At 44.7% G+C, this 23632-nt stretch carries 24 protein-coding genes; 13 read left to right on the forward strand and 11 right to left on the reverse strand.

Annotated elements, in window-relative coordinates:
- The first annotated feature begins 94 nt into the window (after window positions 1-94).
- Window positions 95-343, forward strand: coding sequence for a tetratricopeptide repeat protein (locus Q5691_RS04445; RefSeq protein WP_333343989.1), 249 nt, complete (start codon window positions 95-97; stop codon window positions 341-343).
- Window positions 344-408: 65 nt separating this feature from the next.
- Here Q5691_RS04445 and Q5691_RS04450 read toward each other — a convergent pair whose 3' ends face one another.
- From Q5691_RS04450 to Q5691_RS04465, 4 genes are all read right to left on the reverse strand, one after another.
- The gene (locus Q5691_RS04450) at window positions 409-675 is read right to left on the reverse strand and encodes a Txe/YoeB family addiction module toxin (protein WP_332967907.1); all 267 of its coding nucleotides are present in this window, start codon (window positions 673-675) and stop codon (window positions 409-411) included.
- Entirely contained in the window at window positions 675-896 is a 222-nt protein-coding gene (locus Q5691_RS04455) for a hypothetical protein (RefSeq protein ID WP_333094472.1), read from the reverse strand. The genes Q5691_RS04450 and Q5691_RS04455 overlap by 1 nt, the downstream gene beginning before the upstream one ends.
- Window positions 897-1006: 110 nt before the next feature.
- Window positions 1007-2797, reverse strand: a complete 1791-nt coding sequence (gene typA, locus Q5691_RS04460; protein ID WP_333343990.1) for a translational GTPase TypA — start codon at window positions 2795-2797, stop codon at window positions 1007-1009.
- 62 nt (window positions 2798-2859) lie between these two features.
- Window positions 2860-3081, reverse strand: coding sequence for a hypothetical protein (locus tag Q5691_RS04465; RefSeq protein ID WP_333343991.1), 222 nt, complete (start codon window positions 3079-3081; stop codon window positions 2860-2862).
- On the opposite strand from Q5691_RS04465, the gene Q5691_RS04470 reads away from it, so the two are divergent.
- The 8 genes from Q5691_RS04470 to Q5691_RS04505 all read left to right on the forward strand — a co-directional run bounded on the left by Q5691_RS04470 (window position 3070) and on the right by Q5691_RS04505 (window position 10050).
- Window positions 3070-3417, forward strand: coding sequence for a type II toxin-antitoxin system RelE/ParE family toxin (locus Q5691_RS04470; protein WP_333212005.1), 348 nt, complete (start codon window positions 3070-3072; stop codon window positions 3415-3417). The two genes, Q5691_RS04465 and Q5691_RS04470, sit on opposite strands and share 12 nt — an antisense overlap.
- Window positions 3401-3763, forward strand: a complete 363-nt coding sequence (locus tag Q5691_RS04475; RefSeq protein ID WP_333212003.1) for a transcriptional regulator — start codon at window positions 3401-3403, stop codon at window positions 3761-3763. The genes Q5691_RS04470 and Q5691_RS04475 overlap by 17 nt, the downstream gene beginning before the upstream one ends.
- Window positions 3764-3821: 58 nt before the next feature.
- Window positions 3822-6002, forward strand: a complete 2181-nt coding sequence (locus Q5691_RS04480) for a pentapeptide repeat-containing protein (protein ID WP_333343992.1) — start codon at window positions 3822-3824, stop codon at window positions 6000-6002.
- 213 nt (window positions 6003-6215) lie between these two features.
- Window positions 6216-6398 carry a helix-turn-helix transcriptional regulator gene (locus tag Q5691_RS04485; RefSeq protein WP_333212016.1) on the forward strand — a complete coding sequence of 61 codons (183 nt, stop codon included), beginning with the start codon at window positions 6216-6218 and terminating at the stop codon, window positions 6396-6398.
- A 225-nt stretch (window positions 6399-6623) separates the two neighbouring features.
- On the forward strand, window positions 6624-7451 hold the full coding sequence (locus tag Q5691_RS04490; RefSeq protein WP_333212000.1) for a M15 family metallopeptidase: 828 nt from the start codon (window positions 6624-6626) through the stop codon (window positions 7449-7451).
- 160 nt (window positions 7452-7611) lie between these two features.
- Complete coding sequence (gene coaD / locus Q5691_RS04495) at window positions 7612-8190, forward strand: pantetheine-phosphate adenylyltransferase (RefSeq protein ID WP_333211998.1); 579 nt, start codon at window positions 7612-7614, stop codon at window positions 8188-8190.
- Window positions 8073-8759: a DivIVA domain-containing protein gene (locus Q5691_RS04500; protein ID WP_333081909.1), complete on the forward strand. Its 687-nt coding sequence runs from the start codon at window positions 8073-8075 to the stop codon at window positions 8757-8759. The genes coaD and Q5691_RS04500 overlap by 118 nt, the downstream gene beginning before the upstream one ends.
- A gap of 238 nt (window positions 8760-8997) precedes the next feature.
- The gene (locus tag Q5691_RS04505; protein WP_333211997.1) at window positions 8998-10050 is read left to right on the forward strand and encodes an acyltransferase; all 1053 of its coding nucleotides are present in this window, start codon (window positions 8998-9000) and stop codon (window positions 10048-10050) included.
- 13 nt (window positions 10051-10063) lie between these two features.
- On the opposite strand, the gene Q5691_RS04510 is transcribed toward Q5691_RS04505, so the two are convergent.
- Window positions 10064-10795, reverse strand: coding sequence for a TIGR04283 family arsenosugar biosynthesis glycosyltransferase (locus Q5691_RS04510; RefSeq protein WP_333211995.1), 732 nt, complete (start codon window positions 10793-10795; stop codon window positions 10064-10066).
- A 229-nt stretch (window positions 10796-11024) separates the two neighbouring features.
- Here Q5691_RS04510 and ubiG point away from each other — a divergent pair, with 229 nt between their 5' ends.
- Together ubiG and Q5691_RS04520 are read left to right on the forward strand one after the other, a co-directional pair.
- Entirely contained in the window at window positions 11025-11870 is an 846-nt protein-coding gene (gene ubiG, locus Q5691_RS04515) for a bifunctional 2-polyprenyl-6-hydroxyphenol methylase/3-demethylubiquinol 3-O-methyltransferase UbiG (protein WP_333211993.1), read from the forward strand.
- A 371-nt stretch (window positions 11871-12241) separates the two neighbouring features.
- Entirely contained in the window at window positions 12242-13150 is a 909-nt protein-coding gene (locus Q5691_RS04520; protein ID WP_333169355.1) for an alpha/beta hydrolase, read from the forward strand.
- Window positions 13151-13242: 92 nt separating this feature from the next.
- Here the strand turns inward: Q5691_RS04520 and Q5691_RS04525 are convergent, their stop codons facing one another.
- The 5 genes from Q5691_RS04525 to Q5691_RS04545 form a co-directional block, all read right to left on the reverse strand.
- The gene (locus Q5691_RS04525; protein WP_333067855.1) at window positions 13243-13686 is read right to left on the reverse strand and encodes a DUF4079 domain-containing protein; all 444 of its coding nucleotides are present in this window, start codon (window positions 13684-13686) and stop codon (window positions 13243-13245) included.
- Window positions 13687-13887: 201 nt separating this feature from the next.
- The gene (locus tag Q5691_RS04530; protein WP_333169352.1) at window positions 13888-14682 is read right to left on the reverse strand and encodes a WecB/TagA/CpsF family glycosyltransferase; all 795 of its coding nucleotides are present in this window, start codon (window positions 14680-14682) and stop codon (window positions 13888-13890) included.
- A gap of 444 nt (window positions 14683-15126) precedes the next feature.
- A complete protein-coding gene (locus tag Q5691_RS04535) occupies window positions 15127-16497 on the reverse strand; it encodes an O-antigen ligase domain-containing protein (protein WP_333169349.1) in 1371 nt (456 codons plus the stop codon).
- 105 nt (window positions 16498-16602) lie between these two features.
- Entirely contained in the window at window positions 16603-17727 is a 1125-nt protein-coding gene (locus Q5691_RS04540) for a glycosyltransferase family 4 protein (RefSeq protein WP_333343993.1), read from the reverse strand.
- A gap of 445 nt (window positions 17728-18172) precedes the next feature.
- Window positions 18173-19324, reverse strand: a complete 1152-nt coding sequence (locus Q5691_RS04545; protein WP_333211989.1) for a glycosyltransferase family 4 protein — start codon at window positions 19322-19324, stop codon at window positions 18173-18175.
- A gap of 1192 nt (window positions 19325-20516) precedes the next feature.
- On the opposite strand from Q5691_RS04545, the gene Q5691_RS04550 reads away from it, so the two are divergent.
- A complete protein-coding gene (locus tag Q5691_RS04550; RefSeq protein WP_333343994.1) occupies window positions 20517-20750 on the forward strand; it encodes a hypothetical protein in 234 nt (77 codons plus the stop codon).
- 138 nt (window positions 20751-20888) lie between these two features.
- Here the strand turns inward: Q5691_RS04550 and Q5691_RS04555 are convergent, their stop codons facing one another.
- Entirely contained in the window at window positions 20889-21578 is a 690-nt protein-coding gene (locus tag Q5691_RS04555) for a CPBP family intramembrane glutamic endopeptidase (RefSeq protein WP_333343995.1), read from the reverse strand.
- A 364-nt stretch (window positions 21579-21942) separates the two neighbouring features.
- Here Q5691_RS04555 and Q5691_RS04560 point away from each other — a divergent pair, with 364 nt between their 5' ends.
- Entirely contained in the window at window positions 21943-23532 is a 1590-nt protein-coding gene (locus Q5691_RS04560; RefSeq protein ID WP_333343996.1) for an Hsp70 family protein, read from the forward strand.
- The last annotated feature ends 100 nt before the right edge of the window (window positions 23533-23632 follow it).

Consider the following 23632-nt stretch of genomic DNA (forward strand, 5'->3'; position numbering starts at 1 on the left):
TCTGGTTGCTGGGGGCTTTTTCATTGGTTTATTTTACCAGCTTTTGTCACCGAAGTTTTTTTGACCTGAATCCTTACAAAAAACCTTCTACAACATGGGGGTTATTCACTTTAGGTTGGGGGAAAAAAAGAAAGCGTGTGAGGATTACACTCAGGCAATTCAGCTTGAAGGGAAATTTGCTGAAGCTTATCACAACCGAGGCATTGTCTACGGTCAGTTGGGAAATTACGAAAAAGCAGCTCTGGATCTTCACCACGCTAAAAATTTATATCATGTACAGGAAAAAGAAGAAAATTATCAAGAGGTACTTAATCTAATAGAAGAACTTCAGCAAGAAGATTGAGAGCGATCGCATTCAGTAAATTGATAAAAAGAGCGATCGCTACATTGCTTAAAGCTTCAAATATACTATTCACTGTAATGATTCTTACAAGCTGCGATCGCAATTTCGACCTCCGTAACTTGGTAAACCAAACGATGTTCGTTATCAATGCGCCTCGACCAAAAACCACTTAACTCGTATTTCAGAGGTTCAGGTTTGCCCAATCCTTCAAAGGGCGATCGATCTATATCTTTAATCAATTCTACAATTTTGCGATAAATCTTTTTGTCTAATTTTGCCCATTCATTAAAATCTGCAAAAGCAGAAGATTCAAAAATAATTCTTCTACTCATTACAAATCCTGTAAATCGACTTCAACTAAATTTTGTCTGTCTTTAACATTTTCAATAGCTTTCAACAGTTTGTTTTTATTGATTTCCGATTTCAAAAGATATTCGGTTTCATCGCATTCTGAGACAATTATTTCAATCTCTTTATCTCCAAAAATCGCTTTAATTTGTTCTAAAAAGTTACGATCTAGTTCGCTGGCTTTTAAACGATAAACTGTTGACATCGTTTTTACCTATTTTTGATTGCGTTAAAATGCTTAATATTGTCTTTAAATACAGTAGTTTGAAGTTGACACTAAGGGCTGGCAATTTTGCCACCAGCCCTTAATTTGTTTTAGCGTTTGACCAACTTCTTAGAAACCTTCCGCAAGCGAATTGATTTTGGCGTTACTTCCACCAATTCATCCTGGCCGATGTACTCCAAAGCACGTTCCAAACTCATATCGACTGGGGCTTGCAATTGCGCCAATTCTTCACCGCCAGATGCGCGGTGGTTTGTCAACTGCTTCGACTTGCAAATATTCAGCTCCATGTCTTCATCTCGGTTGTTTTCTCCGATAATCATCCCTCTGTAAACCTTGGTTCCGGGGGTAATGAAAAACACGCCGCGGTCTTCAGCATTTTTCAGTGAATAAGTAGTTGCAACTCCTTCTTCAAAGGAAATCAATACTCCGTTGCGACGGGCGACAATTTCTCCACCGAGGGGGCGATAGTCGAGGAAGCTGTGGTTCATAATTCCAGCGCCGCGAGTCAACCGCATGAACTCGCCTCGGAATCCAATCAAACCGCGAGCGGGGACTGAAAATTCGATTTGGGTGCGACCGGTGCTGCTGACGTGCATATCTTGCATTTCTGCTTTCCGCTGACCGAGGCGTTCGATGCAGCCGCCGACTGCTTCTTCGGGTACGTCTAATACCAAACATTCAAAAGGTTCGCAGGGACGACCGCCGATTTCGCGGAAGATTACTTGCGGTTGAGATACTTGGAATTCGTATCCTTCGCGACGCATATTTTCGATCAGGATTCCGAGGTGGAGTTCGCCACGGCCGGATACGAGGAATTTGTCGGGAGATTCGGTTTCTTCGACGCGCAAGGCGACGTTGGTTTGGAGTTCTCGCATTAGCCGATCGCGAATTTGCCGAGATGTCACCAAACTACCTTCTTGACCGCAGAACGGCGAATCGTTCACCGAGAAAGTCATCTGCAAAGTCGGTTCATCTACCTTGATTAAAGGCAGCGCTTGCGGGTCGTTCGGACAGGTAATTGTCTCGCCAATATACGCATCAGCAAAACCGGCAACGGCGACAAGATTTCCAGCAGAAGATTCTGGGATATCAATCCGCTTCAGGCCTTCAAAGCCCATCAATTTGGTAATTTTTGATTTGACAATGGCGCCGCTTTCGGTGATTAAGACTGCTTGTTGACCGATTCTAATGGTGCCGTTGTGGATACGGCCGATGACGATGCGACCGACGTATTCTGAGTAATCTAAGGTGGTTACTTGCAGTTGTAGTGGCTTGTTGGGGTCGCCTACGGGGGGTGGTACGTGGTCGAGGATTTCTTCAAAGAGGGGCTTCATATCTACCCCTTCGTCTTCGAGGTGTTTTTTGGCGTAACCGCTTAAGCCGGAACCGAAGAGATAGGGAAATTCGCACTGATCGTCGTCAGCACCTAGTTCGAGGAACAGATCCAAAACTTTATCGACGGCTTTGTGGGGGTCGGCTCGCTCGCGATCGATCTTATTGACAAATACGATCGGGCGCAGTCCTTTTTCTAGGGCTTTTTTGAGCACGAAGCGGGTTTGTGGCATCGGGCCTTCGTTGGCGTCTACGATCAGCAGACAGCCGTCAACCATGCCGAGAACTCGTTCGACTTCTCCGCCGAAGTCCGCGTGTCCGGGGGTATCGACGATGTTGATCAGGGTTTCTCCGTACCTGACGGAGGTGTTTTTGGAAAGGATGGTAATGCCACGTTCGCGCTCGATGTCGTTGGAGTCCATGACGCAATCTGGGATTTCTTCCCCTTCGCGGAAGATCCCGGACTGTCTGAGGAGAGCGTCCACAAGGGTGGTTTTGCCGTGATCGACGTGAGCAATGATGGCGACGTTGCGAATGGGAAGACTCATAATGCGTCTGGAACGTTAAACGGATCTAACTAAAGATTTCTTAATAATTGTAGCGCATTGAGTCAAGGGGCGATCGGGCGCGGCTGTAAGATTCGACTGCGATCGTCGCTAGAATCAAGATTATGGAAGCGCAACCGAGAGAAATTCAGCGTTACACCACGCCTGACGGCAGAGTTTTTTTCGATCGGCAATTTTGAGTTGGCCTTGGTGAAGAAGCTTGGATACGGGGCGATCGCCGATATTAAGATGAGTGTGCAAGTACGATCGACTTTATGGAAGTACAACCGAGGGAAATTAGACGTTATATTACCCCAGACGGTAAAAATCCTTTCGCAGAGTGGCTTAGTTCCCTGCGAGATTTGAATGCGGTAGTTAAAATTGAGCAAAGGCTTGACCGAGTTCGCTTAGGGAATTTAGGAAACAGCAAGTCTGTTGGGGAAGGAGTCTGCGAATTAAAAATTGATTTTGGGCCGGGGTATCGCGTGTACTTCGGACAATTGGGGTCAACAATAGTTCTTCTTCTCTGCGGTGGGGATAAAAGCACTCAAGAACAAGATATCCGCAAAGCTAAGGAGTATTGGAAAGAATATGGAGAACGCGAAAATGCCAACGAGCGATAGTTACCAGGCCTATCTGATAGAAGCGCTCAAGGATAAAATACACGCTGCGGCTTATCTAACAGCGCATTTGCAAGACGAAGAGCCTGAACCTGGTTTGCTGGAACTCGCACTTCGCAATGTATTTGAGGCTCTTGGCGAACCAAATATGTCTGCAGAGGATGCTAAATTGCATTTGGAAAAATTAGATCTTTTGTTGTCGGGAGAAGGAAGTGCGAGAATTTATGCTTTGGCAAGTTGGCTGAAGGCTCTGGGATTGAAGTTATCTGTTGTGGTTGATGAAGGGGATAAAGGGGAAGAGAAAGATTCTGTTAGTGCTGCTGAATTGGCGGAAGTTGGTAATATTTGATGAGGCGCTAACTTCCCAAACATGGCTTTTTAAGTTTTTTTGATTTGAGGGTAGCACTATGTCAGAAACCGAACTAGATTTAGTATCAATAGCCACGAGAGTATTGCAGCTTGAAGAAGAGCAAGTTATTCTGAAAAAATATCTAGCCAAACTTAAGAGGCAGTTAGAGGCACAGGAACAGAGATTTAACGATCGCCCTGAACCGCAAATGCTAGAAAGTTTGACTGCTGAAATTGCGTCCCTGCAACAGCCGTGTGATTTGGGAAATGGCGATATGTCGGTCAGTGCTGAGCAGCCCATCGAGCTTGACACCGAGACCGAAAAGCCAAAGTCAGACTTTCAGTATCAGTTAGTATGCGATCGTCCTAACAGTCGTGCTGTATTGATGGAAGCTTTATCACTAGCTCAAGAGCGGCTGATTATTGTTTGCCCTTGGCTCAATTGTAACAGCATTAATGATGAATTGCTGCAAAAAATTAGAGAGTGTTTGAACCGAGGATGTTTGATAAATATTGGCTGGGGTTATCTGGGAGACAGGCAAAAAATCGGCAAGGGATGGCGCTACAATGCTTTAGCAGATTTGCAAGAATTAGCCAGCGAATATCCCGATAAATTTTGTCTCTCTTTATTGGGAACTCACGAAAACTTTTTAGTATGTGATTCTAGTTTTGCCATGTTGGGCAGTCATAATTTGCTGACTAACAGCGACCAAAGTGCAGAAAAAGAAGTGGGAATTCGCACGAATGACTGCCAAATTGTCAAGCAATTAATTCAGCGATTTGACAGCAGCGAAGTATTAAATGAGGAGGAGATAGAAAGGCGGTTTGTAGCGAGTTCGGATTACTTGGATAGAGCAGATTATTTGGAAGGATTGGCGGCGGATGCTGGAGATATTGCTTTAGAGGATAGCTGTGAGAATGTGGAGGATGAGTCTGAGGAATGTCGGGAACCTGTTGTTGCCGTTGAGGAGTTTTGGGAGCGTTGCACTAAGGGAGAAAGAGATTTTACTGGGATTAATTTAGCTGGTGCTGATTTGAGCGGAAAGCGTCTAAATTCTGGTGTGAACTTGAGTAATGCTAATCTGAATAAAGCTAATTTGATTGGTACAACTTGGCAGGCTGTAAATCTTAGTGGGGCAATTTTGAAGGGAGCAGATATGAGGGATGCACGTTTTGATGGCACAAATTTTAGTCAGGCTAATTTATCAATGACTAATCTCTCGAATACAAATTTATCCAGCACCAATCTGCATCAGGCAAACTTAGTCAACGCCAACCTTTCTCAGGCTAATTTATCCAGTGCGAATCTGCATCAAGCAAACTTGGTAAATGCCAACCTTTCTCAGGCTAATTTATCCAGTGCGAATCTGCATCAGGCAAATTTAATCAATGCCAACCTCGCTCAGGCTAATTTACAATCAACTAAACTAGAAAAAGCCAAATTAAGCAAAGCAAGCTTAAGATTAGCTCACGTAGAATCGGCAAATTTTAGTGATGCCGATTTGAACGGTGCAAACCTTAGCGGGGCGAAACTTAATCAACAAACAAAATTCACAAATGCCAACCTTGCTCAAGCTAACTTAAGCGAGCTATACTTGAGGAAAGTAGACCTAAAAAATGCTGATTTGACAAATGCAAATCTGAGTAATTCTAACCTTTTAGAAGCCAACCTCGATCGAGCAAATATCAAACGAGTTCAGCTTCAAGGAGCGATTTACAATGAAGCAACTTTATTTCCTACTGATTTCGATCCCGTGAAAGCGGGCGCTTACTTAATTGCTCCTTATGTATCGCTGCAAAATGCCGATCTAACTGGTAGGGACTTGAACAGTGTTAACTTCATGGGAGCCGATTTACAAGGGGCTAATTTGAGTTCAGCAAAATTAAATTATTCCGATTTGAGAGATGTTAATTTAAGTGGGGCCAAACTTCAGGGAGCAACACTGGATAGCACCAATTTGAGCAGGGCTAATTTAAGACAAGTTAACTTGAACGATGCAAGATTAGTTAGTGCCGATCTAACTACAGCAGACTTAACCGAAGCTGATTTGCGTCAAGCTGAATTAAACAGTGCAAAACTGCGTGGTGCTGACCTAATTTTAGCAGACCTCCGCGCGGCAAAGTTAAGTTTTGCCGACTTATCGGGCGCTAACTTAACAAATGCAAAAATAGGGGGAGCGGGCTTTCTAAATGCTACACTCACTGGTGCAATTATGCCAGATGGTTCTACTCACGAATAAAATTAGTTAAGGGGTTTGCTAAACAAACTCTACTCAAAAAGCGTGAATACACTCTTTCACCAAAAAATAAATATCATGAGAGGTTGTCTAAAAAAGTGATTGCTCTTCCGTTTCTGAGGCCGGGGGCCGATCGCCCTTTAATATCTAATTACTTAAATTCACAATACTTGCCCTTTGTCAAGCATAGAATTGGTGAGGTTGCGGATTTGAGAGCTGGCTGCTGAGAACGGTTCGACTCAGACAGAGGTTGCCACTCGATCGGGCGTTCACTACAGCACGCTGAAAAGCTATGCCCGATCGCCCGGTATGGCAATGGCTGACATCGGTGCTCTGCTAAAATTGGCGCGGACGTTTGATGTGTCGATCGCAGAATTGTTCGATTTTGTGGAACAGTAACAAATTACACTTAAAATAAACCAGCGCTACCAGCGCCAACCAGTTCGACCTCGCAGGAACGATCGACTGTGGGCCCAAGTAACAAATGCGAGAGTTGGCGGATGGGACGGGGCGAGGTCAGAAAGAGATGATATACTCTCAGCGGCAATTGTAGCTGTCCGATCGCCCATATCGGTCTACAATTTGTAACGTTGAGCCTTATTGAAGTGCAGGAGTGGAGCTGGCTTGGATAACGCTAGTCTGTCAAGAAAACCCCCGCAAGCCTCGGAGCTTGTCGCCGACGAAATTCCAGAAGCAGTGCGAGACCACCCATACCCAGAAGCACGGCAGAGTCAGTCTAAGAAAAAAGGGCTGATTTGGAAACTGCTAGGGTTGGCCGCCTTAGCCTTTGGGGTCAGCATCTGGCTGCACCTCAACTTTAACTTGTTCCCAGCCACCAGTCAGGCAGAGCAAACTCAACAAGACTCAGCGCCCACCAGTTCCGCGTCTCCGTCTGTCGCGAGTCCAGCTACCACCCCAAAAGTCCCCGCAATCCCAGAAAACCTGCTGGGACACTTGCCATACCCAGAAGCACCAGCAAAAGACTTGGTAAGCGTCACCTCCGACGGTAGCGTCAAACTCCGCACCTCAGCAGCAGCAAAATATCAGGAAATGGTTAACGCCGCAGCGGCATCAGGCATCTACTTCGCTCCCATTTCCGGCTTTCGCTCCCTGCAAGACCAACAGCACGTATTTTTTGACGTGAAAGCCGAACGCAGGCAAAACGCCAGCAAGCGAGCCGAAGTCAGCGCCCCTCCAGGTTACAGCGAACACCACACCGGTTATGCGATCGACATTGGCGACGGCACCGCCCCGGAACACAACCTCAGTCCCAGTTTTGAAAATACCCAAGCATTCAAGTGGTTAGAAGCCAACGCCGTCGCCTTCAGCTTTGAAATGTCATTTCCCAAAAACAATCGCCAAGGCGTCAGTTACGAGCCTTGGCATTGGCGGTTTGTGGGCGACAAGCAAAGCCTCGAAACTTTCTACAAAGCTCATTCCATGAAAAAGTAGATGTCAGTTGACAGTTGACAGTTGACAGTTGACAGTTGTCAGAAGGAAGGCACTACACGGATTAACACGGATACAAGGATAATAGACTCTCCCACTCCCCCGCTCTCTCTCCTCTTATGCCACATTCCCCCACTCCCCCCCACTTCGTTGAGCCAAACTCGTGATTGCAATCTATCCAGGCAGCTTTGACCCCATTACCTTCGGTCACGCAGACATTATCGAGCGGGGATCTAAACTTTTTGACCGGGTAATTGTTACCGTCGTCAGAAACCCCAGCAAAACGCCTCTCTTCACCGTAGAGGAACGGATCGAGCAGATCCGGCGCTCTACCCAACACTTGCAAAATGTAGAAGTAGACAGTTTTGAGGGTTTGACAGTAAACTATGCTAAGATTCGACAAGCCAAAGTGCTGCTGCGGGGGCTCCGGGTATTAACAGATTTTGAAATGGAACTCCAGATGGCCCACACCAATAAAACCCTTCTGGGTGAAATTGAAACAGTTTTTTTGGCAACTTCTAACGAGTACAGCTTTTTAAGTAGTAGTGTAGTTAAAGAAATAGCCAAGTTTGGTGGCTCCGTAGATCATCTTGTTCCGAAACACGTCGCCCTAGATATTTACAAATGTTACGCCAGCAGGAACCAACTCGCATCGAACCCGACACTACCGGACGCGGCACTGAGAACGAATCACCTCAGAACACAGCCACCTTCGGAGACCCCACCCGAACCGCAGGAGTAGACATCCAGCGGGAATTGAATCGGCTTGAGGAAATTGTTCTCGACAGTCCGCGAATTCCCATGACCAGACGCACTCTGGTGGATGAAGAACAGTTGCTCGATCAGTTAGACTTGGTGAGGTTAAATTTGCCGATCGCCTTTCAGGAAGCCGAGACGATCATCCGGCACAAGGACGACTTGCTTCAAGAAGCGGAACTTTACGCTCAGGAAGTGATAGAAGCAGCAGAACAGCGAGCAGCAGAAATTTTAAACGATATGGGCTTGCTCCAGCAGGCGAAGATAGAGGCAGATCAGTTGCGACAGCAAGTTTTGCTCGACTGCGAGGCAATTCAGCAGGCGACGCTGGCGGAAGTCGAACAAATTCGCTACCAGGCTCAAGAAGAATTGGAAGAGATGAGAGTCAGGGCGATGGCTGAATGCGAGGAAATTCAGAACGGAGCTGATGATTATGCCGACCAAGTTCTCGATAATATCGAGCACAAGTTGAGCGATATGCTGCGCGTGATCCGCAACGGGCGCGATCAGTTGGATAGTGTTTCTGCGTCGCACATCCATCACAGCAACGGTTAGCCAACAGTGAACTCATTGCTTGAACATTTCTAAAAGTCTACCTAATTTAGGTAGATTTTTTTTCGCAATAGTCTCTATAGTCTTTATTCCTCAGTCCCAGCAGTCGGTGACTTATTTTTGCCGGCCTAAGTTTTGTGAAGATAGGAGCAGATATAAAATTTCATGCTAGAGTTTGGTGAAAACTAATCAGACAAAAAATTCTTAATTGGGTTCCAATTTTTACAATCTAATTTTTACCATGCAAAAAGTTTCTAATCGGTTCGCTGAATTTGATTTGATCCGAGCTTTAGCAATCGTCAGTGTGGTGATTACTCATGCTGGGTTCTTTACATTTCGCGATCGCAGAATTTTATTTGTGGCGATCGATACATTTCAACTATTTTGCGTACCTGCATTTTTACTGTTGAGCGGTTTTTTTCTTAGCAACAAACTGGAAAATCAAAATAATCCCGCACTGGTAGTCAAAAAAAGACTGTCAAAAATTATACCCCCTTATCTGTTTTGGTCAGTAGCTTTGTACATCTTAAATAATTTGGGAGAAATCCAAAAATTTGACTTACTTTCATTACTCAGAGATATCTTGACGGGTTCAGTGATGCCTCCCTATTACTTCATCGTTGTGATTGTTCAATGCTACGGCTGGTGGTGGCTTCTCGTGAAATTAAGATTTTTAGAACCCAGAAAAATTTTGGCTTTGGGCTTAACAATTCAAACAATTTTTACAATCTTCTTCTACTTAACCGCTTTCCAATACATATCAATACCTCTACCTTTGATGGAGCGCTGGATTTTCAGTTGGATTTTGCCATTTTCAACTGGTCTATTTTTGGGCAGCTCCTATGACAGAATTCAACCCGTTCTCGAAGGAATGAAAATGCCAATTTTAGGGGCCACCATCCTTTTTTATCTAGCTAGCATTTGGGAATTTTACCTAAAAAGTGGAGTTAATTCGGAGGCATGGTTTCTCCGATCGTTTTTTAAACTATCTGCTCAAGGATACGCAATTTTGTTCGTATTGTCGATCCTCGCATTTTCTAAGAATATTGCACTTCCCAGTAGAGTGTCTGGGTTAGTCAAAATATTGGCTGCTTACTCATTCCCTATATATCTGCTGGATTCGACAGTAGTGAAATATGTCTTGTTAGTGTTTTATAAGTTTATTGACCCGGTAAATCCGCTACTGAAGCTCGGCTTTTTAGTTACTGGGACTTTGTTAGGTTGTTGGGCGATTATTTACCTGTTGCAGAAAGTTTTGCCGCCAAAATACAACCAATACATTCTTGGAATTTAAGCGGGTTTTGTGTTCAGCGGATGTCTTCATAAAACTGCTTGAGATACCTTGGGGAAACGCCAAAACCCCACAAAAAACCAATCGAAAGATAGATCGCAATAGCTTTAAATTCGCCCCAAGTTGCAACTCGACGGTCGCTACTTTCCACTACCCGATTGACTAACTTAAGTCTTCCCCGTCGCACTAACTTCAAACACAAATCCGCTTCCTCCATAATTGGCAGCGCGGCATCGAAACCAGCGCATTCCCAAAAATCGGTACGGCGGCAAAAAATAACTTGGTCGCCAAACAGCAAGCGCAATCCTTTGAAAAATAAATGAGGTCGAAATAACAGCGGCGCGTAATAAGTTTTTAGGTAATTGTGGAGGGAAAAACCCCATCTTGTTTGCTGCGAACCAGCCATCATGGAGATAAACCCGCCGCCGGCAATTTCGGCATCGGACAATGTTTTCTGGATGACTGCTACAATGTCGTCGGGAACTAAAGTATCGGCGTGGAGAAAGCACAGAATTTCACCGGTGGCGACTTGAGCACCTAAGTTCATTTGCACGGAACGTCCGGCTATACTGCTAGAAATAACGCGCGTGGCGGCGGAAAGTGCGATCGCCACTGTTTCGTCTTGACTGCCACCGTCTACCACCAACACTTCCCAAGCGGGAGGATTAAGGATGCTGAGTTGGCGGAGGGTGCGTTCCAGACAAGTCGCTTCGTTGAGGGCTGGGATGATAATAGAAACGCGATCCATCTGGTTGAAATTTATGCCAAAGATATTATAATAAACAACTGTGGCGATTCACAATTCACGAGAAAATAGAACTTACGCCTACAGATTCAAAAACCCGGTATCTGCCTGTGAACTCGTCACGAAACATCCGATTTTCTACAGAAATTGGTTTTTTGGGCGTCATTCCTATAAAATCACGCAAAAGTGCAATCGCCCTCTATATTTTCCACTAATCAGGACAGAGAAAATCGTGCAGAAAACAGAAGTAAAAAATGATTTAGAATTTTATGAGGAAAATGCCGATAATTGGTGGGACGAAAATGCTAAAATTTATGCCTTATACCATCTAAATAAACCCAGATTTGAGTTTTTCGACAGACATGCGACTAATTGGCAAGGGCTGAAAACCTTAGATGTCGGGTGCGGCGGTGGCTTTTCTTGCGAGTTTATGGCCGAGAGAGGTGCTATTGTTTCTGGAATAGATCGATCGCAAAAATGTATTGTAGCAGCTCAAAATCACGCATTTACCAGCGGTTTCGAGATTAACTACAGGCAAGGTTTTGCCGAAAATATGCCCTACGAAGACAATACCTTTGATGTTGTAATCTGCGTGGATGTTTTGGAACATGTGGCCGATTACAAAAAAGTTGTGTCTGAGGTTCACAGGATTCTTAAGCCTGGGGGACTGTTCTTTTTTGATACAATCAACCGAACTTTTTCCTCGCAAGTTGTGATGATTGGGCTGATGGAAAATATTTTGCAGGAGATTAGGCGGGGCGTTCACGATTGGGAAAAATTTATTACCCCGGATGAACTGTCTGTTGTAATGCGCGATACGGGTTTCGGCAAGATTGAAATTAAAGGTTTTGATATGTTTGGAGAAATGGGCGCTATTTTAGCCCAGATGCACGGTTTTTGGGGGAATCTTACAAGTGGAAAGCAGCTATTTCCTTCGGGGGAAAGTTTCCAACAAGTTTCTCAAGTGCTAATCTCTAATATCGCTAACTATTTTGATTACAAAAAGTCGGGCTTGTTTAAAATCAAAATTAATGAGGATACGTCGATTATGTATGTGGGCGTAGGGGCGAAGAATTAGTCGGTTAATTGGTGACTCTTGTCATTAGGGGCGGGTTTTAGACTGGTTTTTGCGATTGACAAATCCGGCTAAACCCCGCCTCTATTACATTTTTTAGGGTAAGCACGCAGCGGTACACCTTATCCTGTTGAGTGCAATACACATATTCCGTAGGCACGGCGCCGTATCCTTACTGTATTGCGGGCAATTGAGAATTGCTATATTGGCGAGCGCACGACAAACCTAAGTCTGGGCTCAGGGATACTGAGTATCGATCGAATTTTCATGACTCGCCCCAACTCCTCAAATAGCGATCGAGCAAGCATATATACTTAAATGTTAGGGCGGACATAGTGGCATCGCCCCTACCGATTCACAATTTATCAAGAATTATGCCAGCAAGTTTTCTGCCAAAATCGATCGCACAACTTACAGAATCTACCTCAATTGCCTTAGCCCAAAGCATTCAACAAGCAGCAATTACAACTCCCCTATCTTCTCGACCAATTGCCACAACCTACGTGCGCCAAGGCAGTGGCAACACACCAATTTTGCTAATTCACGGCTTCGACAGTTCCTTGTTTGAATTCCGCCGCCTGTTGCCGCTGCTAGCTGCCGAAAATGAAACTTGGGCGGTTGATTTGTTGGGTTTCGGGTTTACAGAAAGAGCGGCAGGCTTGGCATTCAGCGCGAGGGCAATTGAAAGTCACCTTTATTATTTTTGGAAAACGCTAATTTCGCAGCCTGTAATCTTAGTCGGTGCTTCAATGGGAGGTGCAGCAGCAATTGATTTCACTCTCAATTATCCAGAAGCTGTAAAACAATTAGTGTTAATAGATAGCGCAGGTTTTGCCATCAGTTCTAATAAGGGAAAGTTTTTAATTCCTCCTTTAGGGTATCTGGCAACTTCATTTTTACGCAATCCCAAAATTCGCCAGCGAATTAGCGTCAATGCTTATTTCGATAAAAATTTGGCTTCTCAAGACGCTCAAACTTGTGCTGCTTTGCACTTGGAAATGCCCAACTGGAATCAAGCTTTAATTGCGTTTACCAAAAGCGGAGGTTACGGTGGTTTTGGGGAAAAATTATCGCAAATTCAGCAGCAGGCGCTGATTTTGTGGGGAAAACAAGACCGGATTTTGGGGACGGCGGATGCGGAAAAGTTTGCAAGGGCGATCGCAAATTCTCAACTAATTTGGATACCCGACTGCGGGCACGTTCCCCACTTAGAAAAGCCACAGATTACCGCGCAACATATTTTAGAATTCATCACAAAAAGCGGACTCACGCAAAAAAATTAAACCTAGGGTGCGCTGCGGCGCACCTTATATATATGTTATATATATGTTTTCCCTTGGATATTTGGTATAGTTTGAGGTCAAATAGACAGGTTTCAAACTTTCGGCAAATACTTTTGTACGATCGTCCATCCTGTGAGCAACACAGTCACAAATCCCCCAAACAAGGCCAAATTAGTGCCGATGTGGAGGGGGCGGGCCCAAGGATGTTTAGGGCCAATTTGCAGCCCGCTTCCAACAGAAACCAACACCAAAGCCACAACAGCTAACCCCGCCGGTAAATGAGCCGAGTGACCCAAATTGCCGTAGTATCCTAGCGTACCGACTACACCAATTCCCAGCAGTAAAATTACCAAAGTTGCCATTCCCGCACCAGTGGCTAAATGAAAGGGACGCAGCCATTTTGGGCGCGGTTGTTTGGTACTCCTAGCGGCAAACATCCACGTTCCAGTAACGGCCAGCAACAAGTAAGCCAACAGGGAAACACCCATTGACCAAGCCGCTATTTTCCACAACCACAAGAAAGAAGGCAGATTCATCGGTTGCATCCCTAATTAGGATTTTCCACAAAAGGTTTCTTTCCGATTTTACCTGGACTTGAAAGCAAAAATGAATTATTTTGAGATCAAGTGAGATGTGCGCTCGGACTATCCACAGATTGCATCAGTCTTACCTTAAAGTCAAACCCACTTTCTCCGACACTCAGCTTAATTTATGCTAGAGATTGGTCGCTCACCTTTTTAGGAGCCACCTTTCCATTCTAGCTGGCTGGTTTTGCTCTCCATGAAAGGCATTTTATAAAACCCTAATTTTTGTTCTAAGATTAACCGGAAAAAAGGCAGACCTTCAATCAAATATCTTTTCCACAACCTTCTCGGTTCACTTAACAGTCGGTACGCCCATTCTATGCCGACTTCGCTCATCCATTTGGGAGCTCTGGCTTTGCAACCAGCTTCAAAATCAATGGTTGCACCTACGGCTAAGAAAATTTTGACGTGTGTTAATTTGCTCCTGTATTTAACCAGCCACTTCTCTTGCTTGGGCGCTCCCACTCCTATAGCGAGAACAGTCGCTCCTGATTTATTAATCGCGTCAATTATTGTTTCACATTCTTCCTCGTTTTTTTCAAAGCCAAAAGAAGGAGAAAGTGCTTCAACCACTATTTCTCTACCAATTTTTTGGTTAATTTTTTCCTGGGCTTTCTTAGCAATACCTTCAGCCGCTCCTAGCAAAAATATTTTAATTTTATCGTTATCTTTGTGATACATATAAAAGGCAGGAAACAAATCCGAACCTGAAATTTTTTCTTTGAGAGGAGTACCCAAAAACTTCGAGGCATACATCAATATTTGACTGTCGCAGACTCTATAACTAGATTTATTGTAAGCTTCATAGAAGTCGCGGTCATACTGCAACTTAATCAAGTGGTCTACATTTGGCGTAAATACAACACCGCCTTCGGAGTCGAGTTTTTCAAACAACTCTGTTATTGAGAAGTTATCTATCGAGACATTCAATAAATTAACTGTTTTCATTTATTATTCCCTTCCTGCTTTATATTAAACTACAACTCAAACTATTATAACCCGCAATACAGTTTCGTGTTTTCACTGCTTGGGCGCTTCATTGAACATACTTTTCTCAGTATATCCTCCTAGACCCTACCTGTCTAGTCAGGATTTTTAAAGATTATGTAAAGAATCAGCTCGTTTTAGAAAAAGTGTATAAAGCCAATTTTGAAGTTTATAAGTCGCAACACAGTTTCAAGTAAACAGCCATCCAGTGCTAATACTTGTTGAAGCATGGCATATGAATGTAAAAAAAAGAGTTTATGAGATTAAAAGTTTAACCTAGTGAAAAATATCTGGCAACTTCTGAACTGGATTTCATCCAAAAGTGGTAGATTTTTTAGTTTTTGTCTCCAGGGAAGGCAACCTAGTGTCAAGCTTGCAGTGAAGCAGCGATCGCCTTCAGGAAAATCATCCGGATTTTTGGTGAACCAGCGCCTGTCTTCTTGGTGGCGAACTGGTTTTCTTTGCCTTAAGACTTTCTGGAGCTTTTAAGACGAGACCCGATATTCCTCCAGCAATCAGCGCAAAAATCGGGTTAGTCATAGCATTCAAAACACAGTCAAACACGTACATACTTAAGGCTACTCCCAGGGCGGCAGCAGGGGCTACTTTGGGATTAGACCAGGTTCTGGCGGGATATTTGAACAAGCAAAAGACGATAACAGGAAGTAACATTGAAGAAAATAAACTAACTAAACCGACTGCACCGTTGATGCCAAATGCAATAATCCATAAGCTGTCGGTGACCGAGATATCATCACCGTACTCGTTATACACGCGGTTTCCGCCGGAATCTCCCCAGCCAAACATAAATCTTTGCCGCGCCTTTTCCCCCAATATCTCTTCATTGTCAAATCTAAACTTCAAAGAGGCGGCTCGTTCTTCGCCAAATATTTGAGTAATGAATGCAACCACGTCTTGGCTCGAAAATTGACCCGATGCAGCTATGTACAGATAAAACACTATATATCCAATTATCAAGAGCAAGGGCAAAGAGGTGCGAAAAATCTTGGCAGAGAATAATACGAGCAACGCCATTCCAAATAAACTGTAGGCGCCAGTAGAACGGCACAGGAAAAAAGCTATAGTTAATATAATTGCTAAAGTCTTGATGTTACGGCCCATAAACTTTTTGAGCGTCCCAGTTTGCCACAGCCAAACAGCAATTAAGGCGGCTGTCATCATCCACAGGCCCACCATCAAACCGTGCTGCATAAACACTACTGGTCTCCACCCCCCCAAACGCCTTGCTTGACCCCAGTCCTCAAAGGCATTGACGCCGTAAATCATTTGGTGCAGAATTGGGCCCCTAACCCCTTCAATTAAAGTAAAAGGAATGTAGGCTAACCCACCTGCAAAAATGCCGATCGCTAATTGTCGCAGCCCGTCTAAACTACCCACATACAAGCGTCCTAAAAAATAAGGCAGACCCCAAGTAACGATTTGGTTGATAGTCGGAGAAATCGGGCTGCCACCATTACTAACTTGTGAAATAATTGGACACAAACAGTAAATTACCATTGGCACGTCCAGCCAACCGGGCTTAAAAGAGGTGAGGCGCGCAGTATCGTAGATAAGAGTCCCCAGCAAAATCCCGTAGCAAGCTGCAGAGATTTTGGTATACGGTGGCAATGAGGGGATGGGATAAGAAGCTTGCGGTAAAAAAAGCCACGCTACTACAAAACTTATAATTACCGCCCGCTGAGCCGGAAACCTTATAAACAGGTAACAAACGACTGGAATAAAGCCGAACATAGCCAGTGGGATCAATGCAACCATAGGTCTTTTTTGGCAGTAAAATTGTAGAAAGAAAACTCAAATTGCCCGATAAAAATTCTCGATTAAACGATCGCCCAACCCCACTCTTTTAAATCAACCTCAATTTTACATCTTGTTCGTTAATTGTGCCTGACGTTCCAAAGCAGTGTACAGTGCCGCCTCGAAGAGATTAGTTGCATCCTCCCAAGTATAATTTATTACCGTATCCAAAGCTGCCTCGGACATTGCGCGCCATTCGGCATCAGGCAACTGACAAATCTGCTCGATCGCTTTTGCCATATCCTCTGGGTCTTCTGGCTTGACAAGTATGCCACCCCCGCCAGCAAGTAGTTCCGGAGCCGCACCTGCAGGAGTGCCGATGACTGGAGTGCCACAAGCCATAGCTTCTAAAATTGGCAAGCCGAAGCCTTCGGATCTGCTGGAAAACAGCCAAGCATCGCATTTGCTGTAAAATTCTCTTAGTTGGTCTTGAGTAGGTTCCTTATTATACTCAGTATCCTCTGGCACCAAATGGGGAAGAGGACGATCGTCGCCGGAACCAAATGCAACTAAACGAAGGTTCGGAATTTTTTTAGCAGCTATAGACAAAGCTTTCAGGGCAATATCGCAGCCTTTCCAAGGAGTTGTACTATAGTAGATCCCGACTGTGGGAACTAATTGCTTGCCTCGCGGCTGCTTCGATCGCGACTGGGGGTCGTAAAACTGTTTGGTGTCCACGGTAGGAGGGACGAGAGATACAGACAAATCGCCGTATTCATTCCGAGCTAGGTCTGTCAGCCACTGGGCCACAGCGATTTTGTGCATCGGCAGCCGCCAAGTTGCCTCTACTCTACCTTTTGGTACGTACTCAAATGCCTCGTAGTGTTGGAGAAAATATACTTTTGTTCCTTTGCTCGGAGAGAGTTTTGCCACCCACTCGGCAGTTTCCCACCAAGTAGCCATGATGATATCGGCATCAGGCACGTCCAGGTCGGTAATTGGACGGTTGGTTTCGAGAACTCGACTTTCGACATCCACTTTGTCAAAGTGAGACTTTTGTGTCTGGGAAGCGGACAGCCAACCCCTACCCCTCAGCAGTGATCGCAATTGTTGGAGCAAAGTTGGTTGCGGCACGGGCATAGACACGATAAATATTTTGTGTCCTCGCTTTTGCAGCAGTTCTGTGTAGATAGATAACACCCTCATACCACCTGTAAGGCTCAGGGTAGGAAGGACAAAAGTAATTTTCATGAATAGATGCTGAAGATTGATACTGGTTAAAACTCCTCCATAACAGCAAGTTCGCACTTACCAGCCTATTTTTGGCTTTTTTGCGGGGTGCGGATCTGTGCTGGAGGCGATCGTAACTCGATAGTCGAGCCGATCTTAACTTTGTCGTCAGGGACTTTTCCCAATTACAAATCGGGAGATGTTTGATGACAAGACAAGTTTAACCGGTAACGGAGCCAGCCTTAAAACCTCCGTTGCCCTCTAGTTAAGATTTTGGCAGATCAATTTATAACCTGTATTCCGTCGTCGCTGCGGTCAGAATTCGTGTCGAGACTGCTGCGTAGAAAACAGGACACAGGCGATTTTATTTGTAGCAGAAGTACCCCACCAAACGATATTGAGTTTCTCCCCAGAATCCGGCGCCGAAAACGCCCGTAGCGCCGAATTTCAAATGGCAGCGCGGCACTTAGCATTCAACCAGAATTTTTTTGTCCGCATAGTAGGGAGAAAAGCAATCTATGTTAACCTCGCGGTTTTTAGATTTGTCTACAGCAACTTCCAATGCCGCTTCAAAATGATCCGTGGCATCTTCCCAAGTATAATTGTTTACCTTGGCATAGGCGGCTTCAGACATGGCTTGCCACTTGGAATTTGGCAACTGACAGATAGACTCTATGGCTTTTGCCATTTCTTGGGGATCTTCTGGTCTTACAAGTATGCCAGTACCGCCGCTCAAAATTTCAGGAGCAGCACCTGCTGGGGTACTGATGACGGGAGTGCGGCACGCCATCGCTTCGATAATTGGCAAGCCGAAGCCTTCTGATCTGCTCGCCAGCAGCCATGCATCGCATTTGCTGTAATAGTCTTTGATTTTGTCTTGGTCGGGTTGAATTACATACTCGGCATTGGCCGGTAGGGGCAATTCCGAGGATGGGGCATCTACACCGAAGGCAACCAGACGCAAGTTGGGGATCTTTTCGGCTGCTAGGGAAAAAGCTTTGAGGGCGATGTCGGTTCCTTTCCAGTAGATTGTAGAGTACATTAGGCCAACTGTAGGAACCGATTGTTTGTTGCGAGGACAGGCGTAAAATTGTTTGGTGTCCACGCTAGGAGGAGCTAAGGAAACTTGGTCATCGCCATATTTAGTCCGAGCTAGCTCAACTAACCACTCAGAGATCGTAATTTTGTGCATGGGCAGCATCCAAGTTGCTTCTACTCTTCCTTGAGGTAGATAGTCAAAAATTTCGTGGTGCTGGATAAAATAAGCTTTTGCTCCTTTGCTAGGAGAGAGTTTGGCTACCCACTCGGCGGTTTCCCACCAGGTGGCAACTACTACGTCAGCGTCAGGTACATCTTTGTCTTCTACGGGGCGGTAGCGATCGGTAATTTTGTGTTCTACACCTAAGTTATCGAAAAATGAGGGTTCATTTTCAGGTGGGGAAATCCAACCCCGTCCTCGCAGCAGCGACTTGACTTGCTGGCGCATACTCGGCTGGGCACTGGGTACAGAGATGACGAACACGGAGTGTCCTCGCTTTCTCAAAAGTTCTGCGAAAATAGATATTACTCGTATTCCACCAGTCAGAGACAGAGTAGGAAGAACAAAGGTGATTTTCATTTTTAAGTCCCGCTGACGACTTTAACTCGCTCTCGGCGCTGCTAGCAGCGCTGATATTAGAGCCCAAAAGGAAAGAGGGGCGGGTGAATATTAATTACCGCTTTCCTGGTGTTTACATAGAATCCAACTGATCGACTGTTCGCAACACCCCAACATCTATCTGCCAAAATATCACTGTCATTGCATTGATGATAAGGATTTATTTGATCGCGAAACAGTTCCTAGAGGGATAATTTTCAGGTCAGCGAAAGTTCCTCCTGAAGATAGATTCCTCATCTAATAGGAGCTTTGTTCGCGACAAACACCAAGCTAGACAACACCCTCTGTTAAAGATAACATCATTTACGATTAAACAGACAGAGATGTACGGTAAACCGAATATCAGCCAACTTTTAATGTGGGGGATAAAGGTAGCATTAACAACAATATGCAGTAGATAGACACCGCTTTTGGCAAAATTTTATACTCGATTCAAGAGGGGAATTCTTACCTTGAGAATGTTGATTGCCTCATTGAACCAACAGAGCTAAATACAATCAGTGGCTGTGGTTTTTTGGTAACTGTGCTGTCGGTATTGCTTGATACAATATCCTATTTGGTCAAGATTCAGAGATGGTGGTTTTCTCAGATACCAGCAGGGGCGCGATCGCGCGAATCACCGTTGTGAACGCGCGAATGAGGGGATAAACCCTGTTTTTCAAGCGATATCCCTAGCCCTCACTTGTCGTATGTTCGTGTAAAAACCCGGTTGATGCGTCCACTGTTTGACAAAATAGGTTTCCCAATCGTGCTAAAGAAGATAGAGTTTTACCGATATAAATTTAGTTAGCTGCCTGAGTTTTAAATTTGTTAATAAAAGGCGATCGCATGAAAAAGTTCCCAAAAGAGACTGCCACTTCGGGGCAAAGTATATGTAGCGTCCCTGCCCAAGTTCTGTATAAGTAATTACCGTAAAAAACTTCTTACACAAATTATCAAATTATCCTAGAAAGATCAAAGGAATACTCAAGGTTGAGCCGCCTATATCGTGCAAACCTTGACTCCTAAGCAGTAGCAGCAACTTCGTGGTATGTATCAAGCGATTTCGCGTACAAAAAATTTCATGTTATGAAGGGATCATTTTTCCTAAGTTTGCAATTCCAGATGACAATCGGTGTGCTGTTGGGGCCCGGCCGCCGATGATTGTAGCGGTATGTGGGCCAGTTTTCATGCCGCTAAAATTATGCGATCGCCAGCAAAACCCAACCTAGAATTAAAATCAGATGCCTTAACGAAAAGCATCTTCCGGTGGGAAGATATGAACGGTCGATTATTGCACAGCATCAGTCAAGAGCTCAGTACAATCAGCATCAATGCCAGCAAACACTTGTCGCTGCTAGTTGGCATCAACCGCAGCTATAGCCACATATACCTTGCCGAATTTTAAAATTTGTCAGGGTACATTATCGCCCGCGGCAGTGGCACGCCGCCCGGATGATGGGGGGAGAGATTAATCTGGAGAGTGAGTTGGGCAAAAAGTCAATTTTTACTGTAGAATTGCCTGCGATTGTCGCTGAAAAAGCAGCTAGTTAAAGAGAATTTCCCAACCAATAGTTGCTAGGGCTAAATCTGCGATCGCGTGGCTGATATAACTCGACCAAAGCGAACGGTAAGTCACATAAGAGTGCGACCAAATTATCCCGGCGGCGAAGACAGCTAATGAACCTAATAGCACAGCCTGCCAGTCGCTGTAAGCTGCTATTACAAAAATGTGGTGGAGGGTGAAAAATAGCGAACTCAGAAATATTGCTTTTGGGCCCGGTATGAGAATCTGGCACTTGTTGCAGACAAACCACCGCCAAGTAAATTCTTCAATCAGCGAGTTAACTAGCACAAAATATGCTTCTACAATCAAGTAAATAGTAGGGCTGCTAATACCTAATTGGTACGATTTTTCTTTAGCAACTACAGGATCGATCCACTGCTGACCGAAAAGGCTATAGATACCCAGAATTACGGCAAACATGAATATTCCCCAAATAGATCCAGCCAGCAATTCTTGGCGCTTGGGCAGGGATAAACTGAGCTTTTTGCGATCGACAAAAACAGACCACGCGATCGGAAAAACCAACAACCAAACTTGACACAAGACAGACAGTGTTTGTCCCCAGCTTCCCGGGGCAATATACAAGCCTGCTATGATACCAATACTAGCTGCAGGGACAAGCAGTGTTAGAGACCATAGTGCTGTTTTGCGATCGCCCATGTCCAACATTTTTCACGCTTCATTACAAAATTGGATTAATACCAAAGGTAAAAAATTGCGACGGCGGAGAGATTATACCATTTTCAAGAAACAATGCAACTTTATGCCCAAATTCCCAACCCTTATGCAGTTAGTCATTCTCAAGGTTTTAATATAAAATCTAAAAGGGGAGGAGTTTTGTGCCGCTTATAAAAGTGGCGCTTATTTGTTGCAAATAAAAATATGCAGTTGCACAAAATTGAAGACTCGGCCGCGAAAGCTGTTCCGGTTGTAACAAAATCTTTATTCAAGCACAATTTGAGAATCTATTTGCATTTGCCGCTCCAAATACCATATTATAATCTAATCCCTAGTAGCTGTGTATTTTGGCTGAATGACGATCGCAATTGACTTTGGAACTAGCAACACCGTCGTCGCTCGCTGGAATCAAGTCCTCCAGCAGCCCGAAACTTTAAAATTACCGGGGTTGTCGGCAATCTCGGCTCAAAATCCGCCCCTAATTCCCAGTTTACTCTACGTTGAGGACGCTGCTCAAAGTAAAGTCATACTCGGTCAGCAAGTCCGCGACAAAGGCCTGGATTTGAGTGGAGATTCTCGGTTTTTTCGCAATTTTAAGCGGGGAATTGGCACTTCTGTTCAGGGTTTTGTGCCGGAACTTGACGGGCAACTTATTACTTTTGAACAAGTAGGTGAGTGGTATTTAAGCCAAATTGTGAACTCAATTCGCGAACTGCCTTTGCCGATCGACTCTTTGATTTTTACAGTGCCTGTAGATAGTTTTGAAGCTTACCGCCATTGGTTGGGCAAAGTGTCACAATCTCTGCAAGTAGAACAGGTGCGAATGTTGGACGAACCTACGGCGGCTGCTTTGGGTTACGGTTTAGCCGATCGCGAAAATCTGTTAGTAATTGATTTCGGCGGCGGAACTCTAGACCTTTCTTTAGTGCGTTTGGACGCTTCCACCGACAAAAAGCCCCTCGGTTTTATTCTTAAGTGGGGCGAAAAGCTATTAGCTGAATCTTCAGCGCAAAAAACAAAAGTTGCCCGGGTTTTGGCTAAAGCCGGACAAAATTTAGGCGGTTCTGATATTGATAATTGGCTAGTTGACTATTTTGTTAAAACAAAAGGGCTGGCAAAATCTCCGATTACAACGAGATTAGCAGAACGGTTAAAGATTCAGTTATCTTTAGTAAATCAGGCAGTTGAAGTTTATTTTGATGACGAAAATTTTGAGAGTTACGAATTAGAATTAGACAGAAGTCGTTTTGAATCTATCCTCGCTGAACATCAGTTTTTCGACAAACTGGACGACTGCATGAATCAAGTATTGCAGCAAGCGCGGCGCCAAGGCTTAGAAATTGGCGATATTGATGCAGTTTTGCTAGTTGGCGGTACTGTACAAATTCCCGCTGTCGGGCGTTGGGTGCAGCAATATTTCGATCCGGCAAAAATTTGCTGTGACAAACCCTTTGAGGCGATCGCCCAAGGTTCTCTGCAACTGAGTCAAGGCATAGAAATCAAAGATTTTCTCTATCACAGTTACGGCATTCGCTACTGGAACCGCCGCGACAATTGCCACAGTTGGCACAGTTTAATCAAATCCGGCCAATCTTATCCGATGAGCGAACCCGTAGAATTAGTCTTGGGAGCTTCTTTAGAAAGTCAGCCAAGTATAGAATTAATTATCGGCGAATTGGGAGCGGAAACTGGTGGCACGGAGATATATTTTGACGGCGACAGGCTAATTACTCGCCAACTCGCGGGTCAAACATCGGTACAGCCCTTAAATGATAAAGAAGGTGCACGCAGCATCGCTCAATTGACGCCGCCTGGGTATCCGGGGAGCGATCGCATAAAAGTTTTGTTCCGCGTTGACGAACAGCGCTTTTTACGCATTACGGTGGAAGATTTGCTGACAAATGAAACTTTGTTAGAGGATAAACCCGTGGTGCAGCTAAGTTAAGCATTCCTGAACGCATAGGAGCTCAGAAACCGGGTTTTTTACGAAAATCCTTCGTTGCAGCCCGCCGATTAAGTGAAAAACCCGGTTTCTTTGATGGAGT

This window comes from Microcoleus sp. w1-18aA5 (genome assembly GCF_036701705.1).
Classification (GTDB): domain Bacteria; phylum Cyanobacteriota; class Cyanobacteriia; order Cyanobacteriales; family Microcoleaceae; genus Microcoleus.

What these genes read in the sequence shown, in the direction of transcription:
- Q5691_RS04470 (WP_333212005.1), top strand. Translation starts at nt 3,070, where the DNA reads ATGGAAGTACAACCGAGGGAAATTAGACGTTATATTACCCCAGACGGT.
- Q5691_RS04520 (WP_333169355.1), top strand. Translation starts at nt 12,242, where the DNA reads ATGCCAGCAAGTTTTCTGCCAAAATCGATCGCACAACTTACAGAATCT.
- Q5691_RS04480 (WP_333343992.1), top strand. Translation starts at nt 3,822, where the DNA reads ATGTCAGAAACCGAACTAGATTTAGTATCAATAGCCACGAGAGTATTG.
- Q5691_RS04560 (WP_333343996.1), top strand. Translation starts at nt 21,943, where the DNA reads ATGACGATCGCAATTGACTTTGGAACTAGCAACACCGTCGTCGCTCGC.
- Q5691_RS04540 (WP_333343993.1), bottom strand. Translation starts at nt 17,727, where the DNA reads ATGAAAATTACTTTTGTCCTTCCTACCCTGAGCCTTACAGGTGGTATG.
- Q5691_RS04510 (WP_333211995.1), bottom strand. Translation starts at nt 10,795, where the DNA reads ATGGATCGCGTTTCTATTATCATCCCAGCCCTCAACGAAGCGACTTGT.
- Q5691_RS04550 (WP_333343994.1), top strand. Translation starts at nt 20,517, where the DNA reads ATGTGGGCCAGTTTTCATGCCGCTAAAATTATGCGATCGCCAGCAAAA.
- Q5691_RS04530 (WP_333169352.1), bottom strand. Translation starts at nt 14,682, where the DNA reads ATGAAAACAGTTAATTTATTGAATGTCTCGATAGATAACTTCTCAATA.
- Q5691_RS04535 (WP_333169349.1), bottom strand. Translation starts at nt 16,497, where the DNA reads ATGGTTGCATTGATCCCACTGGCTATGTTCGGCTTTATTCCAGTCGTT.
- Q5691_RS04450 (WP_332967907.1), bottom strand. Translation starts at nt 675, where the DNA reads ATGAGTAGAAGAATTATTTTTGAATCTTCTGCTTTTGCAGATTTTAAT.
- Q5691_RS04500 (WP_333081909.1), top strand. Translation starts at nt 8,073, where the DNA reads ATGTTACGCCAGCAGGAACCAACTCGCATCGAACCCGACACTACCGGA.
- Q5691_RS04475 (WP_333212003.1), top strand. Translation starts at nt 3,401, where the DNA reads ATGCCAACGAGCGATAGTTACCAGGCCTATCTGATAGAAGCGCTCAAG.
- Q5691_RS04525 (WP_333067855.1), bottom strand. Translation starts at nt 13,686, where the DNA reads ATGAATCTGCCTTCTTTCTTGTGGTTGTGGAAAATAGCGGCTTGGTCA.
- Q5691_RS04445 (WP_333343989.1), top strand. Translation starts at nt 95, where the DNA reads ATGGGGGTTATTCACTTTAGGTTGGGGGAAAAAAAGAAAGCGTGTGAG.
- Q5691_RS04545 (WP_333211989.1), bottom strand. Translation starts at nt 19,324, where the DNA reads ATGAAAATCACCTTTGTTCTTCCTACTCTGTCTCTGACTGGTGGAATA.
- Q5691_RS04555 (WP_333343995.1), bottom strand. Translation starts at nt 21,578, where the DNA reads ATGTTGGACATGGGCGATCGCAAAACAGCACTATGGTCTCTAACACTG.
- Q5691_RS04505 (WP_333211997.1), top strand. Translation starts at nt 8,998, where the DNA reads ATGCAAAAAGTTTCTAATCGGTTCGCTGAATTTGATTTGATCCGAGCT.
- typA (WP_333343990.1), bottom strand. Translation starts at nt 2,797, where the DNA reads ATGAGTCTTCCCATTCGCAACGTCGCCATCATTGCTCACGTCGATCAC.
- Q5691_RS04455 (WP_333094472.1), bottom strand. Translation starts at nt 896, where the DNA reads ATGTCAACAGTTTATCGTTTAAAAGCCAGCGAACTAGATCGTAACTTT.